The organism is Stenotrophomonas sp. STEN056 (genome assembly GCF_056759635.1).
On the sequence record NZ_JBRRDL010000007.1, the window covers coordinates 20680 to 37349 of the forward strand.

At 65.0% G+C, this 16670-nt stretch carries 15 protein-coding genes; 1 reads left to right on the forward strand and 14 read right to left on the reverse strand.

Annotation, left to right across the window (positions count from 1 at the left end; all coding sequences use genetic code 11):
• Positions 1-91: 91 nt before the first annotated feature.
• The 10 genes from hisIE to hisS form a co-directional block, all read right to left on the reverse strand.
• On the reverse strand, positions 92-730 hold the full coding sequence (hisIE, locus tag ACVOLO_RS06090; protein ID WP_481569365.1) for a bifunctional phosphoribosyl-AMP cyclohydrolase/phosphoribosyl-ATP diphosphatase HisIE: 639 nt from the start codon (positions 728-730) through the stop codon (positions 92-94).
• Positions 720-1496: an imidazole glycerol phosphate synthase subunit HisF gene (gene hisF, locus ACVOLO_RS06095; RefSeq protein ID WP_481569366.1), complete on the reverse strand. Its 777-nt coding sequence runs from the start codon at positions 1494-1496 to the stop codon at positions 720-722. Before hisF ends, hisIE begins: the two co-directional genes overlap by 11 nt.
• Positions 1490-2224, reverse strand: a complete 735-nt coding sequence (hisA, locus tag ACVOLO_RS06100) for a 1-(5-phosphoribosyl)-5-[(5-phosphoribosylamino)methylideneamino]imidazole-4-carboxamide isomerase (RefSeq protein ID WP_481569367.1) — start codon at positions 2222-2224, stop codon at positions 1490-1492. The genes hisF and hisA overlap by 7 nt, the downstream gene beginning before the upstream one ends.
• A complete protein-coding gene (gene hisH / locus ACVOLO_RS06105; protein WP_481569368.1) occupies positions 2221-2823 on the reverse strand; it encodes an imidazole glycerol phosphate synthase subunit HisH in 603 nt (200 codons plus the stop codon). The genes hisA and hisH overlap by 4 nt, the downstream gene beginning before the upstream one ends.
• The gene (gene hisB, locus ACVOLO_RS06110; protein WP_481569369.1) at positions 2820-3893 is read right to left on the reverse strand and encodes a bifunctional histidinol-phosphatase/imidazoleglycerol-phosphate dehydratase HisB; all 1074 of its coding nucleotides are present in this window, start codon (positions 3891-3893) and stop codon (positions 2820-2822) included. Before hisB ends, hisH begins: the two co-directional genes overlap by 4 nt.
• On the reverse strand, positions 3890-4972 hold the full coding sequence (gene hisC / locus ACVOLO_RS06115) for a histidinol-phosphate transaminase (RefSeq protein ID WP_481569370.1): 1083 nt from the start codon (positions 4970-4972) through the stop codon (positions 3890-3892). Before hisC ends, hisB begins: the two co-directional genes overlap by 4 nt.
• Positions 4969-6264 carry a histidinol dehydrogenase gene (hisD, locus tag ACVOLO_RS06120; protein WP_481569371.1) on the reverse strand — a complete coding sequence of 432 codons (1296 nt, stop codon included), beginning with the start codon at positions 6262-6264 and terminating at the stop codon, positions 4969-4971. Before hisD ends, hisC begins: the two co-directional genes overlap by 4 nt.
• Positions 6261-7172, reverse strand: coding sequence for an ATP phosphoribosyltransferase (gene hisG / locus ACVOLO_RS06125; RefSeq protein ID WP_481569372.1), 912 nt, complete (start codon positions 7170-7172; stop codon positions 6261-6263). Before hisG ends, hisD begins: the two co-directional genes overlap by 4 nt.
• A 9-nt stretch (positions 7173-7181) precedes the next feature.
• A complete protein-coding gene (locus ACVOLO_RS06130; RefSeq protein ID WP_431594491.1) occupies positions 7182-7508 on the reverse strand; it encodes a YerC/YecD family TrpR-related protein in 327 nt (108 codons plus the stop codon).
• A 242-nt stretch (positions 7509-7750) separates the two neighbouring features.
• Positions 7751-9157, reverse strand: coding sequence for a histidine--tRNA ligase (gene hisS / locus ACVOLO_RS06135; protein ID WP_481569373.1), 1407 nt, complete (start codon positions 9155-9157; stop codon positions 7751-7753).
• A 111-nt stretch (positions 9158-9268) separates the two neighbouring features.
• Between hisS and ACVOLO_RS06140 the strand changes: the two genes are divergently transcribed.
• The gene (locus ACVOLO_RS06140; RefSeq protein WP_481569374.1) at positions 9269-10027 is read left to right on the forward strand and encodes a Crp/Fnr family transcriptional regulator; all 759 of its coding nucleotides are present in this window, start codon (positions 9269-9271) and stop codon (positions 10025-10027) included.
• A 344-nt stretch (positions 10028-10371) separates the two neighbouring features.
• On the opposite strand, the gene thrC is transcribed toward ACVOLO_RS06140, so the two are convergent.
• The 4 genes from thrC to ACVOLO_RS06160 form a co-directional block, all read right to left on the reverse strand.
• A complete protein-coding gene (gene thrC, locus ACVOLO_RS06145; protein WP_481569375.1) occupies positions 10372-11673 on the reverse strand; it encodes a threonine synthase in 1302 nt (433 codons plus the stop codon).
• A gap of 104 nt (positions 11674-11777) precedes the next feature.
• Complete coding sequence (locus tag ACVOLO_RS06150) at positions 11778-12710, reverse strand: homoserine kinase (RefSeq protein WP_481569452.1); 933 nt, start codon at positions 12708-12710, stop codon at positions 11778-11780.
• Between the two features lie 8 nt (positions 12711-12718).
• Complete coding sequence (thrA, locus tag ACVOLO_RS06155; RefSeq protein WP_481569376.1) at positions 12719-15223, reverse strand: bifunctional aspartate kinase/homoserine dehydrogenase I; 2505 nt, start codon at positions 15221-15223, stop codon at positions 12719-12721.
• A gap of 493 nt (positions 15224-15716) precedes the next feature.
• Complete coding sequence (locus ACVOLO_RS06160; protein ID WP_481569377.1) at positions 15717-16661, reverse strand: DMT family transporter; 945 nt, start codon at positions 16659-16661, stop codon at positions 15717-15719.
• Positions 16662-16670: the final 9 nt, after the last annotated feature.

A 16670-nucleotide genomic window follows, 5' to 3' on the forward strand; every position in this document is an offset into this window, starting at 1 on the left:
CTGGCGGGAGAGGGGCTTCAAGTGCTTTGCTGACGGTCTGCTGAAATCCCAGTGGCAGCTGAGTGAGCTGCTTTACATCCAAAGCTGAAAATCAGCCCGTCGTCTTCGTCACGGCCTTCGCATGCCGGCCTTCAAGCACGGCCACCGCGTCGTCAAGCGACAGGCCGCGTGAGCGCAGCAGCACGATCAGGTGGAACAGCAGGTCGGCCGATTCACCGAGCAGGTCTTCGTCGCGCTGCACAACACCGGCCAGCGCGGTTTCCACGCCCTCCTCGCCTACCTTCTGCGCAATATGCCGCGCGCCCTTCTCGAACAACTGGGTGGTGTAACTGTTGAGCGGGCGGTCGTGCTCGCGCTGCTTGATCAATGCGTCCAGCGCGCCCAGGAAGTTACCCGGTGCAGCGCTGAAGCAGCTGATGTCGCCGGTGTGGCAGGTAGGGCCGTGCGGACGTGCGGTGACCAGCAAGGTATCGGCATCGCAGTCCGCCCGGATATCCACCAGCTCCAGGTGATTGCCGGAGGTTTCGCCCTTGGTCCACAAGCGCTTTTTGGTGCGACTGAAGAAGGTGACCTTGCCGCTGTCGCGGGTTTTCTCCAGCGCGTCGCGGTCCATGTAGCCGAGCATCAGCACGCGCAGCGTGGCTGCATCCTGCACGATGACCGGCATCAGCCCGTCCACCTTGGCCCAGTCCAGTGTGGAGGGATCAAGCGCTTTGAATTCAGTAGACATCCCTTACCTCGATCTGTTGTTCGCGCAGGAACTGCTTGAGTTCCGGAATGGCAATGGCGCCAGAGTGGAACACACTGGCAGCCAGTGCCCCGTCAACGTCAGCCTGTTCGAACACATCGGCAAAATGCTGCGGCGCGCCCGCGCCGCCCGAAGCGATCAACGGCACCGTGCACAGCGCCCGGGCGTGGCGCAACTGGGCAATATCGTAGCCCTTGCGGACGCCATCGCTGTCCATGCAGTTCAGCACGATTTCGCCTGCGCCGCGTTGCTGAACCTCACGCACCCAATCCAGGGTGAGCCGTGCTTCGGCGCGGGTCTTGCCTGGATCGCCGGTGTACGAGCGCACCCGCCACTGCCCATCGGGCTCACGAATGGAATCGATGCCCACCACTACGCACTGTTGGCCGAAGGCTTCTGCAAGCTCTGCAATCAAGTCCGGCCGTTCCAGCGCCGGGGTGTTGATCGAGATCTTGTCGGCACCGGCATGAAGTACCGCCCGGGCCGTTTCAACATCACGAATACCACCGGCCACGCAGAACGGAATATCGATCAGCCGTGCAACCCGCTCGATCCACGCCCGATCCACCGAGCGACCTTCCGGGCTCGCTGAAATATCGTAGAACACCAGTTCGTCGGCGCCCTGGTCGCGATAACGCAACGCCAGCTCACTGATGTCGCCCATGTCCACGTGATCGCGGAACTTGACGCCCTTGACCACGCGACCTTCGCGCACGTCCAGGCAGGGAATGATGCGGCGGCTCAACATGCCAGGGCCTCGTCGAGGTTCAGGCGGCCCTCAAGCAGCGCCTTGCCGAGCACCGCTCCGCCACAACCGGCGGCTTTTGATGCGCGGATATCGGCCACGTCACGCACGCCACCGGAGGCCTGCACCGCTACGCCGGGCAGCAAGCGCGACAGGTGCGCGTAAAGATCGATGTTTGGGCCGGACAGCATGCCATCGCGCGAAATGTCGGTGCATAGCAGGTGCTTCATTCCGGCCTGCGCGTAGCGCACCGCCAGTGCATCAAGGGTGACATCGGCGGTTTCCGTCCAGCCGTGCACCGGCAGGCGCCAGACGCCGTCGTCCCCCTGGCGGGTATCAAGCGCGATGGTCAGGTGCTGCGCACCAAATTCCTGCAGCCAACGGCTCACACTTTCGGGATCACGCACTGCCAGCGAGCCGATCACCACGCGGCTGGCACCGGCATCGAGAATGCGCGCCACATCGTCACGGCCACGCACGCCGCCGCCGGTCTGCACCTTCAGCGCGGTGCTTGAAGCGATCTGCGCCAGCAGCGGCGCAAGCGTGTAACCGCCGGCCTTGGCTGCATCCAGATCCACCAGGTGCATCCAACTGGCGCCGATGGCAGCAAATGCCTGCGCGCGCGGCAGCGGGTCGTCGCCGTAGGTGGTCTGCTTGGCGTAATCGCCCTGCAGCAGGCGCACGACGCGGCCTTCGCGGATGTCCAGCGCGGGATAGACAGTGAAACTCATTGCATTGTGATCTCAAGAAAGTTGCGCAGGATGCGCGCACCGGGACCGGCGGAACGTTCGGGATGGAACTGCGCACCGCAGAGGTGGCCACGCTGCACGACTGCGGTGAACAAGCCGCCGTGATGACAGGCTGCCACTGTGTCGGAGGTCACCGGCGCGGCGTAGCTGTGTACGAAATAAGCGCTGGAACCAACCGGAACATCTTCCAGCAATGGCGATTCGCGCAAGGCCAGCAACTTGTTCCAGCCCATGTGCGGCACGCGCACGCCAACGCCCGGATGCAGCCGGCGGATGATCCCCGGCAACAGCCCCAGGCATTCCACATTCCCTTCTTCCGAACGCTCAAACAACAGCTGCATGCCCAGGCAGATGCCCATCAGCGGCACCTCCAGTTTGCGCAGCGGCTCCACCAGGCCTTGTGCGTGCAGCCGCTTCATGCCTTCAGCGGCGGCACCCACACCGGGCAGAATGACGCGCTCCAGCCCGGCCAGATCGGCAGCTTCACGCACCATGCGCACGTCAACATCCAGGCGCTCCAATGCATAGCGTACCGAGCCGAGATTGGCACCACCGGCATCAATCAGCCCGACCGCACTCACAATGCCCCCTTGGTCGAAGGCAACTCGGTGCCTTCGCGGCGAATGGCTTGCCGCAGTGCGCGTGCCAAGGCCTTGAAACAGGCCTCCACCTTGTGGTGATCGTTGTCGCCTTCCACCTTCAAATTGAGATTCAAACCCGCCGCATCACACAACGAACGGAAGAAGTGCGGCACCAGCTCGGTCGGCATGTCGCCCACCCGCTCACGCTTGAATTCACCTTCAAACACAAGGTACGGGCGGCCACTGAAATCCAGCGCGGCACTGGCCAGGGCTTCGTCCATCGGCAAGGTAAAGCCGTAGCGGCCGATACCACGCTTGCTGCCCAGCGCTTCACGCAGTGCCTGGCCCAGCGCGAGGCCGGTGTCTTCGATGGTGTGGTGCTCGTCGATGTGCAGATCACCCGTGGCCTGTATTTCCAGCGCGAAGCCACCGTGGCGACCAATCTGGTCAAGCATGTGGTCGAAGAACGGCAGGCCGGTGTTGATATTGGCACCGGCCACCTTGTCCAGATCGACGAACACGCGGATCTGGGTTTCCTTGGTGTCGCGCTGCACGGTGGCGCGGCGCGGCGCATCGGCCAGCTCGTGGGCGATAGCGTCCCAATCCCACTCGCCACCGAATTGCTCCGTCCGCAGCTGGAAGCCGCGGATCTTCATGTTGTCGGCAAACGCAATGTCGGTGGGACGATCACCGACCATGCCCGAGCGCGCCCAGTCAATGGAGCGGTCCTGCAGGTAGGAGACCATCATGCCGATGCCCGGCTTGCGATTGGGGCTGTTGTCCTGCGGCCAACTCGGGTCCACCAATACGTCGCGGAAGACAATACCCTGGCTGGCGAAAATCTGCAGCATCAAGTCATTGGGGCCGTCAAAACTCGCCTGCGGATAACCCTCGCTGCCCAAGCCATCCTGGTTGGAGACGATGACAAATTCGTAGCCGGCATCGCGCAGCTTGAGCATCGCCGGGATGACGTTCTTCACCAGGCGCAGTTTTTCGTAGGCATCGATCTGGAAGTCCGCCGGCTCCTCGATCAAGGTGCCGTCACGATCGACAAACAGGATGGGGGTCATGCAACAGGCTCCAGCGAAGTAAGAGCGTCGAGGACGCGGTCGTTCTGTTCCGGGGTTCCGAGGGTGATGCGCAAGGCATCCTGCAGCTGCGGCGCTGCGCGTTGGTCACGCACCACCACACCCGCTGCCAGCAGCGCCTGGAATGCAGCCTCTGCATCAACAAAGCGCACCAGCAGGAAGTTCGCATTCGATGCGTAGACGTGGCGCACGCACACGCGACTGGACAAGGCGATGCGCAACCGTTCGCGCTCGCTGCGCACCGTTGCGATGCGGCCGCGCGTCAAAGCCTGCGCCGCATCGCTCAAGCCTTCCAAGGCCAACGCCGAACACGGTGCCGGGATGGGATACGGGGCCTGGCAACGGCGCAGCACGGCGATCAAGTCGGCATCCGCGATGACCGTCCCGATCCGCGCGGCAGCCAGTGCGTGCGCCTTGGACAAGGTCCGCAGCACTGCGATGTTGTCGTAGCGCGCCAGCAGGCTGACGGCGGGGGGCTCGTCAGCAAATTCAGCATACGCCTCGTCCACCACTACCAACGCCCGGCCACGCAGGGCCGTAGCGACCGCTTCAACCTGCTGCAGTGGAATGCTCAGGCCGGCCGGATTGGATGGTGAGCAGAGGAACACCAGCTTCGCATTGCCCTGTTTTGCCGCGGCGATGACGGCGTCAATGTCCGGCTCGAAACCAGCATCGGTCTCGCGCAGTGGCACCTCCATTGCCGGTGCGTTCTGCAACCGCGCGCTCACCGCGTACATGCCAAATACCGGCGGCGTATACAGCACCGCATCCTGTCCCGGCACGCATAACGCACGGACCAGCAGATCAATGGCTTCGTCGCTGCCACGGCCGATCAGCAATTGCGCCGCCGAGCAACCATACAGGTCAGCCAATCGCTGCCGCAGCGCCTGCGGTTGCGGCTCGGGATAACGACGGCAACTGGCCTGCGCATCACCCGGATTCGCCCAGGCCGATTCATTGGCGTTGAGCCATATCTCGCCTTCCAGCGTCGCGCTGCGCGCCGAGGAATATCCCGCAAATCCGCGCAGGTCCTCACGCACCAGATCCAACACGCCGCTCACGGCGCAACCCCCAGCCGCAGGGCAACCGCATTGGCGTGCGCGCCGAGCCCTTCGGCACGGGCCAGCGTCAATGCGCAGGGGCCGATGTTGGCGATGCCTTCGCGGGTAGCGGCCTGTACGCTGATCTGGTTCTGGAAACTGGCCACGCTGACACCGCTGTAAGCGCGCGCAGCGCCCGCGGTCGGCAACACATGGTTGGTGCCGGAGCAGTAATCGCCCAGCGCTTCGGGCGTGTAATCGCCGAGAAAGACCGACCCTGCCGCTTCCACCTGTGGCAACCAGGCGCGCGGTTCACGCAGCGCCAGAATCAAATGCTCGGGGGCGTAGCGATTGGAAATGACGAAAGCCTGTTCGATCGAATCCACCTTGATCAGCAGCGACGCCTCAAGCGCCTTGCGGGCGATATCTGCGCGCACAAGCTGCGCCACCTGCCTCTCCACTTCGTCCTGCACGGCAGTGATCAACGACGCGCTGTCACTGAGCAGAAGCACCTGCGAATCCGGGCCATGCTCGGCCTGCGACAGCAAATCGGCCGCGACGAAGGCCGGGTTGGCACCGGCATCGGCAATCACCAGCACTTCCGATGGCCCGGCCGGCATGTCGATGGCGGCTGCACCGGCCTGCGCCACCTGCTGCTTGGCCTCGGTAACAAAGCTGTTGCCCGGCCCGAACAACTTGTCGCAGGACGGCACAGTGCCTGTGCCATACGCCATCGCGGCAATGGCCTGGGCGCCGCCAATCTTGAACACACGGTGCACGCCGGTCAGGCGCGCGGCAACCAACACCGCAGGATCGGCGCTTCCGTCCTTGCGCGGCGGCGTGCACAACACCACTTCGCGGCAACCGGCCAGGCGCGCAGGCACGCCGAGCATCAATGCGGTGGACGGCAGTGGCGCACTGCCCGCTGGCACGTACAAACCCACGCGGCCAATCGGGCGGATCATCTTCTCGCAGACCACACCTGGTGCGGTCTCCACCGAATACGGCTGCGCCATGCCGGCGCGGTGATAGGCATCAATGCGATCAAGCGCCTGCTGCATGGCGATGCGCAGCTCCGCCGGCACGGCCAATTCAGCGGCAGCAAATTCTGCTTCGCTGACCTCAAAGCGTTCTGGCGCCACGCCGTCGAAGCGGGCGCTGATTTCGCGCAGCGCCACATCGCCCTGCGCACGCACCTGTGCGATCAGGCCGGCGACGGACTCCCGCGTCTGTGCCGCAACCGCCTGCACCGGGCGGCTCAGCGCGCGCGCCTGTCCTTCCGTATCCAGTGCATTCCATTCCAGGATATTCATACCAGCGACTTCTCCACCGCCAACACCATCACGCCCTGCGCGCCCGCGCGCTCCAGTTCTTCCAGCCGCTGCCAACTCAGTGCGCCGTTGCACATGGTCTGCAGGCGCACTGCCCCGCCCTCACCCGGCAGCCGCAGCAGCGGCTCGGCGTCGGGCAGCAGGCGCGCCAGTGCGTCCACGCGTTCTTCGGCGGCGCTGAACATCAGCAGTTTCTGGTCCTGGGTTTTGCTCAGGCCATCCAAACGACGCAGCAGCATCGCCATCAAACCCGCGCGCGCGTCATCCAGTTCGTTGACCGGGCCGGCCAGCACGGCCTCGCTTTCCAGCAGGGTTTCCACCGGCTTGAGCTGGTTGGCCATCAACGTGGCACCGCTGGACACCAGATCGCAGATCAACTCCGCCGTGCCGAGCTTCGGGGCGATCTCCACCGAGCCGGACAACTCCACCACCTGCGCATCCACGCCTTTTTCCTTCAGCCACGCCGCAAGGATGGCCGGGTAGCTGGTGGCAATGCGCTTGCCCTGCAGCATCTGCACGCCCTGCCAATCCCATTCCTCGGGCACGGCGATCATCAACCGGCACGCGCCGAAGCCCAGGCCGCGCAGTGGCTGGTACGCATCGGGCAAGCCGATCTGCCGACGTGCCTTGGCCTGCTCGTCCAGCTCATTGAGTCCGACCACACCCAGGTCGCAGACGCCATCGGCTATCAGGCCGGGAATGTCGTCATCGCGCACAAGCAGCAGGTCCACCGGCAACGATTCGCCGAAGCAGAACAGCTTGTCGCGGCTTTGCCGCCAGCTCAGGCCGCAGGCGGCCAGCAGACTGCGCGCGGGATCGGCCAGGCGGCCACTCTTCTGGATGGCGATACGCAGCCGGTCACGCGCCGGGGCCGTGGTTGAAGCACTCATGTCGGGTTCTCAGTTGGATTCGGTTTTGCGCGCGGCAAGCCGCTCGATGGCGGCGGCATAGCCCCCGGCGCCATGTTCGAGCGAACGCGCAACCCGGCCGATGGTGGTGACGCTCACCCCGGTCAGGTCATAGATCTCGCGGTAAGGCACGCCCTTGCGCAGCAGTGGCACCACGCGCCAGCGGTCGGCCATGGCTTCCAACTCGGCGGGGGTGCAGAGATCGCGCAGGAATGACTGCACGTCCTGCGGTTTGTCAAGCGCGGCCAGCGCGCGTGCCAACGCCTTCAGGGGAGCGTCGGAAGCCTTTTCACGTTCGGAGTCGATGCGCGGTTTCATTTGTATCAATGTATTAGCGTGCTAGCACGTTATTACAAGCATCGATCCGAGTCAAATCAGCACCATTCAACAAAGAACCCACAGGAGCGGCCGTGGCCGCGAAGCCGGCAATGCGATTGCGGGCTGAACAGTGGCTCCTGCAAGTCGGCTTCGCGGCGAAGGCCGCTCCTACAAGTGCGGCGGCCACTACGCAGAAGGCCCCGCAATGCGGGGCCTTCTGTATACAAACCGGACTATTGGGCTCAGCGCGTCATCGCGCGGGCCTGCTCCAGTTCCACCTGCAGTGTGGTGGCCAGCTCGTCACGGGCCACCTCGAACTGCTGCTCGCGGAGCAGGTCCTTGACCGCCACCACCCCGCGCGCCAGTTCGTCTTCACCGGCCAGCACCACGAAGCGGATGCCCGCCTTGGCGGCGTACTGGAACTGCTTGCCGATCTTCTTCGGCTCCATCTGCACTTCGGTATTGATGCCACCGGCGCGCAGACGGCGAGCGATGTCCAGCGACTGCGGCATGGAGGCATCGTCCATCAACGCCACCATCGCGTGCACGCTGCTTTCGGCAATCCCGTCGATCAGGTTCGCCTCGCGCAGCTGCCAGAACAGGCGGGTCAGGCCGATGGAAATGCCCACGCCCGGCAGGCGCGACTTGGTGTAGTGGCTGGCCAGGTCTTCGTAACGGCCGCCGGAACAGATCGAGCCGATCTGCGGGTGGTCGCTGAGCGTGGTCTCGTAGACGGTGCCGGTGTAGTAATCCAGGCCACGGGCGATGGAGAAATTCAGGCAATACGCGGTTTCCGGCACGCCCAGGCCCTTGACCAGTTCCAGCACCTCACGCAGCTCGGCAGCGCCGGTGCGCAGCGACTCACTGGCCGACTCGCCAGCAGCCGCCAGCACCGCGTCAATCTGCGCCAGGGCATCGGCATGCGAGGTCGAGCGCACTTCGACAAAGACCAGGATGCGCTCGACGGCTTCGGCAGGCAGGTTGAAATCCGGGCCTGCCAGCGTTTCACGCACATAGTCGGGCCCGCGCTTGTCGAGCTTGTCGACCTCGCGCAGCACCAGCGCCTGCAGCTGCGGGTCGGCAACGCCCTGCGCCTCGAAGAAGCCACGCATCAGCTTGCGGTTGTTCAGCTGCACGGCGAACTTGCCGATGCGCAGCTCGGAGAACACCGCATGGATGACCGCCAGCACTTCAGCGTCATAGCGGATGCTCAGCGTGTCCTTGCCGATCACGTCCACATCGCATTGATAGAACTCGCGGAAGCGGCCGCGCTGGGCACGTTCGCCACGATACACACGCTGCATCTGGTAACGACGGAACGGGAAGGTCAGGTCATGTTCGTGCTCGGCCACGTAACGGGCCAGCGGCACCGTCAGGTCAAAGCGCAGCGCCATTTCCGGCAGGCTGGTATCGCCCGACTCGGCGGCGTTAGCCAGCGCCCCGGTGGACTGCACGAAGTAGACCTGGCGCTCGGTCTCGCCGCCGGACTTGGTCAACAGCACATCGGACAGCTCAAACACCGGGGTTTCTACCGGCAGGAACCCGAAACGCTCGTAGTTGCGCCGGATGACGTCCAGCATACGCTGGAACGCGATCTGCTCGCGCGGCAGCAATTCCATGATGCCAGGCGGGGTACGGGGCTTGATCACGGGCGAAACTCCTGCAACTCAGTGGGGTGGACGACCCCCAATTCTAGCGCCAGGCCGCCCCGCTGGCCGCATGAAGTATCATTTACCCCCTGTCCTCCCCGTAATGACGCCATGTCCCGGCCCGCCTCCGGCCCCGAGCACTCCCCTGCATCGCCCGCTGCTGCGGACGGCACCGGCGCGCGCGAGTGTCTGCACTGTTCGGTCCGGCACCTGTCGGTTTGTTCGGCATTGTCCTGTGACGAGGTGCAGGCGCTGGAGCAGATCACCACCTCGATGCCGGTTCCCATGGGCGCCACCCTGGCCCGCACCGGCGAACCGCGCGCTTATGTCTATACAGTGACGGAAGGCGCACTGCGGCTGGTGCGGACGCTGGCTGACGGCCGGCGCCAGGTCAACGGCTTTGTGCTGCCAGGCGACTACATGGGCCTGAGCGGCACCGATCATCACCGCTACGACATCGAGGCCATTGCCGAGAGCCGCGTCTGCCGGGTACCGACCTCGCAGATGCGCGACCTGCGCCAGCGCTATCCGCACCTGGAGCGCAAGCTGCTGCAACGCGCCTGCCAGGAGCTGGATGCCGCACAGGACAACGCGCTGGCCTTGGCCCGCCTGCAGCCGCCGGAACGGCTGGCCGACTTCCTGCTGCGCCTGGCCGCGCGCGAGGCCACCCTGCTTGGCCGCAGCAGCAACCGCGTCTCGCTGCCGATGGGCCGTGGCGACATTGCTGACCACCTTGGCCTGACCATGGAAACGGTAAGCCGCACTTTCACCAAGCTGCGCCAGCAGGGCCTGATTGCCCTGCCCCACCTGAACGTGGTGGAGATCCTGGATTTCAGCGCCCTGCAAAAGCTCGCCAACGACGAGCTTTGAGTGCATGAAAGCCGCATGAGTTTGTGAGCCTGGGCCACACTCCAGTGTGCGTGCGCGGCAAGCAGTTGCGGGATCAGGAGCCCCGATTTGAGCGAACGGCAGCCAGGTTCTGGTGGCTTGGCGTGCCCAGTGCAATACCGCTGACCGAAGAGACTGATGCTTTTATACATGCGACTTTTCGTTTCCTTGCCGCAAAGGAAAGTGCATCAAAGCAGTGACTGCAGATGCCGTGCTTCGCACGAATCCCCCCTCTCCCCAACCCCTCTCCCGCAAGGGGAGAGGGGCTTTTGAAGCCAGGCTTTCTGGAATGTGAGGATTGCAACTTCACGCTCTTTGAAACGGACTCAAGCTTCCAGCAGGACATCTCGCAGCGCGGCATAGTCCGGCGCGCAGGGCTCTGCATGCGCTGGACGCTTCAGTAGCTCGGCCAGCGCGGCCGGCACGGGCACTTCACGGCCAATCAGGGGTTCGACAACGGATTCAAACTTGGCCGGGTGCGCGGTCGCTGCAATCGCCCAATGTTCGCTGGCCGCTGCCTCGCCGCTGGCGCGCAGTTGTTCCAGCACCTGCACGGCCGTGGCCGTGTGCGGGCAGAACACCTCGCCATGCTGGTGATGTCGCCGGGCAATGGTTTCGCGGATGGCTGCGTCATCCACCGCACGGGAAACAAAGGCTCCACGCAGGGCAGCATCGTCGCCCTCATACAGCCAGCGCAGGCGCTCGAAGTTGCTTGGCGCGCCCACGTCCATCGCGTTGGCCAGGGTGGCAACGCTGGGTTTTGGCGTGTAGTGGCCACCATTGAAGTATTCCGGCAGCACGCGGTTGGCATTGGTCGCCAGCACGATGCGCCCCAGTGGAACGCCCAGCGCGCGCGCCATGACGGCGGCCATTGCGTTGCCAAGGTTGCCGGTGGGAATCACGAAGTTCAGCAGGGTGCCGTGCTGCGCCTGGTGAGCCAGCGCAGCATGTGCGTAGTAGCTCATCTGCGGCAGCAGGCGTCCAAGGCTGATGCTGTTGGCCGAGCTCAGTGGCACCTGCGCCTGCAATTCGCCGTCATTGAGTGCCTGCTTGGCCATGGCCTGGCAATCGTCGAATGAGCCGGACACGCGCAGCGCACGGATGTTGCCCCCCAGGCAGCCCAACTGGTGCGCCTGGCGTGGCGAGACACGGCCATCCGGATACAACACCACAACCTTCAGGTTGGGCTGGTTGTGGAACGCGGCGGCAACCGCGGCCCCCGTATCGCCGGAGGTAGCCACCACGATGGTCAGCGGCCGTTCCTGCCCGGCGCGCAGGCGGGACAGGCTTGCCGCAAGAAAGCGCGCGCCGAAATCCTTGAACGCCGCCGTCGGGCCATGAAACAACTCCAGCACATGGTCGTTGCCGGTCGCCAGCGGCAGCAAGGGCGCGGGGAAATCAAACGCTTGCCGGCAAATGCCGGCCAGGTCGCGCTCTAGCCCATCGCCGGCAAAGAACGGCTGCAACAGCTCTGCAGCGGTGACAGCCAGGGAGTCGCCGGCCTGCAGCGTACGCGCGGCCGGCATCTGCTGCGGGACATACAGGCCGCCGTCGGGCGCCAAACCAGCAGCGATGGCCTGGCTGAGGCTTGCGACGGGAGAAGCATTGCGGGTGGAAATGAAGTTCATTGCGGTTTCCGGAATGTTGTTTTTTGGCAATGCGACGCGGCGCATCACGGCCAGCGAGAAGAGTTCACATCCCTCTCCGGCTTGCCGGGGAGGGACCTGGGCGGCTACAGCAACATCGCGCCGGGGCTGTTCAGCGGCGTCACCCAGGCCTGACTGCCGAAGCCGGCAGCGGCAAATGCGGTCTGCACGCGATGGACGGCAGCCTGTGCCGCGTCGCGCGTCTCAAACCACGCAAAAATGCTGGGGCCCGCACCCGAAATGCTGGCGCCCATCGCACCTGCAGCCAAGGCGGCCTGCTTGGCCGCGTCAAAGCCAGCAATCAAGGGCGCACGTCGCGGCTCGACCAGTACATCCGCCAGCCCTGCCCTGACCAAACCGGCATCGCCGGCATGGCAGCCGGCCAGTACCAGCGCCAGGTTCGTACTCTGTGCGACAAACTCCTTCAACTCATACGCGCCCTGCAGGGCAGCGCGCGCACGGCGGGTCTCCAGCTGCGCATCCGGATGGACCAGCAGGCTGTGCCAGGCATCCGGCACCGCGACCGGCACCAGCCGCTCCAGCGTGGACATCACCAGTCCACCGAGAAACATCGGGCCGAGGTTGTCGCCGTGACGGCTGCCGCTGGCCACCGCCTCGCCGTCCAGCGAGTACAGGTACAACTGTTCGCGCGACAGCGGTGCGTCGAGCAGCGCATTGGCCGCCACCAGCGCCGCCACACACGAAGCGGCCGACCCTCCCATGCCGGAACTGAGCGGGATGCCCTTGTCGATTTCAATCTCAAAACCGAACGGCAGTGCCAGGTCTTCGCGCAGGGCGATCAAGGCGGCGCCGGCGGTGTTGCTGGCCGCCTCGCGTGGTAGTTCCACCACGGAACCGCGGATAGCCGCGATGCGGACTTCAGGCGCCTCAATGCGCCGCACCGTCACCGTGTCGCCGACGCCCTGCACCGCATAACCCAGCAGGTCGAAGCCGACAGCCACATTCGCCACCGAAGCTGGCGCGAATGCACGGGCTTCGCGCACGGCGGTTCCTTTCAACGCATCACTCACAGGCGCGCTCCTTCGCCAGCTGCCACGCGCAGTACATCGGCAAACACACCGGCGGCGGTGACTTCCGGGCCTGCGCCCGGGCCCTGGACCACCAAGGGGTTGTCGCAGTAGCGGCCAGTGGTGAACTGCACCACGTTGTCGGTCAGGCGCAGGTTGGCGAAGGCGTGATCGGCCGGCAGTTCGACCAGGCCCACGCTCGGCTGCTGCCCCGGTTTGAATTGGGCAACGTATCGCAGCACATTGCCGCGGCCGCGCGCATCACCCAGGCGCTGTGCGAATGCTGCATCCACTTCCGGCAGACGCGCCATGAAGTCCTCCACGCTCGCGCCCTGCAGCGATTCCGGCACCAGGCTTTCAACGGCCACATCTTCAAGGCTGATGTCATTGCCGGCTTCGCGCGCCAGGATCACCAGCTTGCGTGCCACGTCCACACCGGAAAGGTCATCACGCGGATCCGGCTCGGTGTAGCCCATGCCGCGCGCCTGCGTAACCAGTTGCGAGAACGGAACGCTGCCGTCGTACTTGTTGAACAACCAGGCCAAGGTGCCGGAGAAGATGCCGGCAATGGCGGTGACTTCATCGCCGGTATCCACCAGATCGCGCAGCGTGGTGATCACCGGCAGGCCAGCACCCACCGTGGCCTCGTAACGGAAGCGTGCACCGCTGCTTTCGGCTGCAGCACGGATGGCGTTGTAGCGCAGCAGCGGGCCACTGCCGGCCTGCTTGTTGGGCGTCACCACGTGAATGCCGGCAGCCAGCCAGCTGGCATAGCACTCGGCCACTTCCGGGCTGCCGCTGCAGTCCACGATCAAGGTGTGCGGCAGGCGCGCGGACAGCAGGTGGTCGGTGAACTGGTCCAGGTCCGCAGGCGCGCGTGCCGCCTCGAAGGCCGACTTCCATTCGCCATGCAGGCCGCGCTGATCCAGCAGCATCCGGTTGCGTGAGGTAATCGCGCGCAAGCGCAGATCAAGCTTGGCCTTGGCCAGCAGCTGCGGTTGCGCCGCATTGAGCTGGTCCAGCAACGCCGCACCCACGTTGCCCGGGCCGATCACGCCCACGGAGAAGGTCTGCGGCGACAACCAGAAACCGGCGTGCGCGGCGCGCAGCGCCTTGGTCGCATCATTGCTCTCGATGGCCACGGAAATATTGCGCTCGGACGAGCCCTGGGCAATGGCCAGGATGTTGACCTGCGCACGCCCCAGCGACTCGAACAGACGCGCGGCGACACCCGGCTGTCCGGCCATGCCGTCGCCCACGGCCGCCAACACACTCACGCCGGTGGTCAGCTGCACGCGCTGCACCTGGCCTGCGGCCAGTTCGTGCGAAAACCCCTGCAACAAGGCATCGCGGGCACGTTCGGCCTCGCCCTGCTTCACCACGCAACAGATGGAATGCTCCGACGAGCCCTGCGAAATCATCACCACGGAAACGTGCGCATTACGCAGTGCGGCGAACACGCGCTCGGCGGTGCCCGGCACGCCGATCAGGCCGGTGCCCTCCAGGTTCAGCACGGCCAGATCCGGACTGAGCGTCAGCCCCTTGATCGGTCCATGGCTGGAGCTTTCCGCAGTGATGCGGGTGCCGGGGTGATCCGGCTCGAAGGTATTGCGGATGATGATCGGCAGGCCGCGCTCGATGGCCGGCGACATCGTCTGCGGATGCACCACCTTGGCGCCGAAATAGGCCAGTTCGCAGGCCTCGTCGTAGCTGAGAGCGTCCAGCTGCACCGCCTCGGGCACCACGCGCGGGTCGGCTGAAAGCACGCCGTCCACGTCGGTCCAGATGTGCAGCTCGTCGGCCGCGAACAATGCCGCGAAAATAGCGCCGGAGAAATCACTGCCGTTGCGGCCCAGCGTGGTGATGTTGCCCTTGCGGTCCCGCGCGACAAAGCCAGTGACCACCACCCGCGGCGCGGGGTGCGATTGCCGCCACAACGCCAGCTTGGCGGCACTCGATTTCCAATCCACATCCACGCCCAGTTCGCCGTGGTTGACCACCAGCACATCGCGCGCATCCAGCACAGCGCAATCCTCGCCAACAGCCTGCAGGTGATGGCCCAACAGATGCGCCGAGAACACTTCCCCCAGGCCCTGCACGCGGTCAAGCACCTCCTGGGGCAACTCACCGATCACCGCCAATGCGGCCAGCACCTCGCGCAGGCGTTCAAAACGCGCATCCAGCCATTCGATGGTCGGGCCGGAATGCTCGCCCAGCAATGCCACGGCGGCGGCGCGATGACGTGCGCGCAATTCGTGCCAACGCTCATCCCACATGCCGTCGCCGGCGGCTGACAGCCGTGCCAGCTCGATCAGGGCGTCGGTCACTCCCTTCATCGCCGAGACCACGGTGACCTGGGTCTGCTCCTCCCGCGCCAGCAACAACTGCGCCACATGACGGTAGCGGTCGGCATCTGCCACCGAGGTGCCACCGAATTTGTGGACGACGGTGCGGACGGCGGCATCCACGGCAGGAGCGGCGGGTGAAACAGCAACTGACGACATCGGATGAACCTCGGCTGGAGGCCCCGACACGCATCTGGATGGAGTTCCCCCGCATCCTGATCCGGGTGCGGGGCCGTGGTTTTCGGAAATTACGCGAAGACGACGGGCCGCACCGGACGAGTGGTGGCGGTAATAGTGGTGGTGATAATGACGTTGGCCACGCCGGACACACGGCCGTGCTCACCCGGAAGGGGCTGCAGGTACTCGGCGGCGGTCTGTTGGCTGCTCATTGCGACCAAGAGGACTACAGCAGGGACAAGGCTGTCAAGTGTTGCACCGCAAAATGCCAATAAAACCAAACGTCGCCGAAGCTGCCTTTAAAAGTTGCAATTGTCATCAAACGCGAACGTCGCGCATTTAACATGCAAGCGCCCATGAATAACCCGGAGCCGCTCCTGATGCCGCGTTGATCAGGCCCCGCGCTTTTACCCACGCCTGACAGCTCGAAAGCAACTGGCGCAGCCAGCTTTCATTACCGGCTGCGCGGATTGGCTCAGGCAGAACCGGCAGCCGGCGCCATCGAGCGATGCGCCGCAGCGCTCCAGACCACACCTGCCACCAGGCAGACAGCAGCAAGCAGCTCCGCAGATACCGGCCAGCGCTGTTGCCAAAGGAAGCCATACACCAGGCCGAACAAGGTCTCGAACACGATCATCTGCCCGCCGAGAGTGAGCGGCAGCGCGCGGCTGGCGCGGTTCCAGCAGGCGTTGCCAAGGATCGACGCAAACACCGCCACCGCCGCCGCCATTGCCCAGAAACCCGCCCATTCGCTACCCGAGTGGACTTTGCTGTCGCCAAGGAACGCCACGGGTGCAAGCAACAGCGCAAGACCGCCGGTCGCCACGCCGGTCAACAGTGACCAATCGTGCCCGGACACGCTGGGCACACGCGCCAACCAGCGGGTGTTGCCCACCGAATACGCCGTCCACGACACCAGCGCACCCACGCCGCACAACAGGCCGATGATCCGCTGCGTGGCACTGGCCTGCACATGCGCCGAGTTCATCGCCTGGTGACCCATCAACAACACGCCGGCCACGCACAGGGCCAGCGCAGGCGCCAGCCGCGACAAAGGCAATGCGCCCGGCTCGCGCGAACCCACCACCGCCACCAGCACAGGCACCATGCCCACGATCAACGCCGCCGAGGCTCCGCCGCTCCATTGCACCGAGATCGACAGCAGCACGAAGTACACCAGGTTGCCCAACAGGCTCAGCCAGGTCAGCGCCGTCCATTCGACCTTGCCAATGGTCGCGCGCAGTGCCGGCCAGCGCTGCACCAGCAGCACCACCGCAATCAGCCCATAGACGAGGTAACGCGCGGCAGCCAATTGCAGCGGCGAGAAACCGGACAGGACGGCCGGCGCCAGAAACACCAGCCCCCACAGCGCGCCGGAGGCCACACCGTTGGCAATACCCACGCCCATTGAACGACTCATCTCACGCCA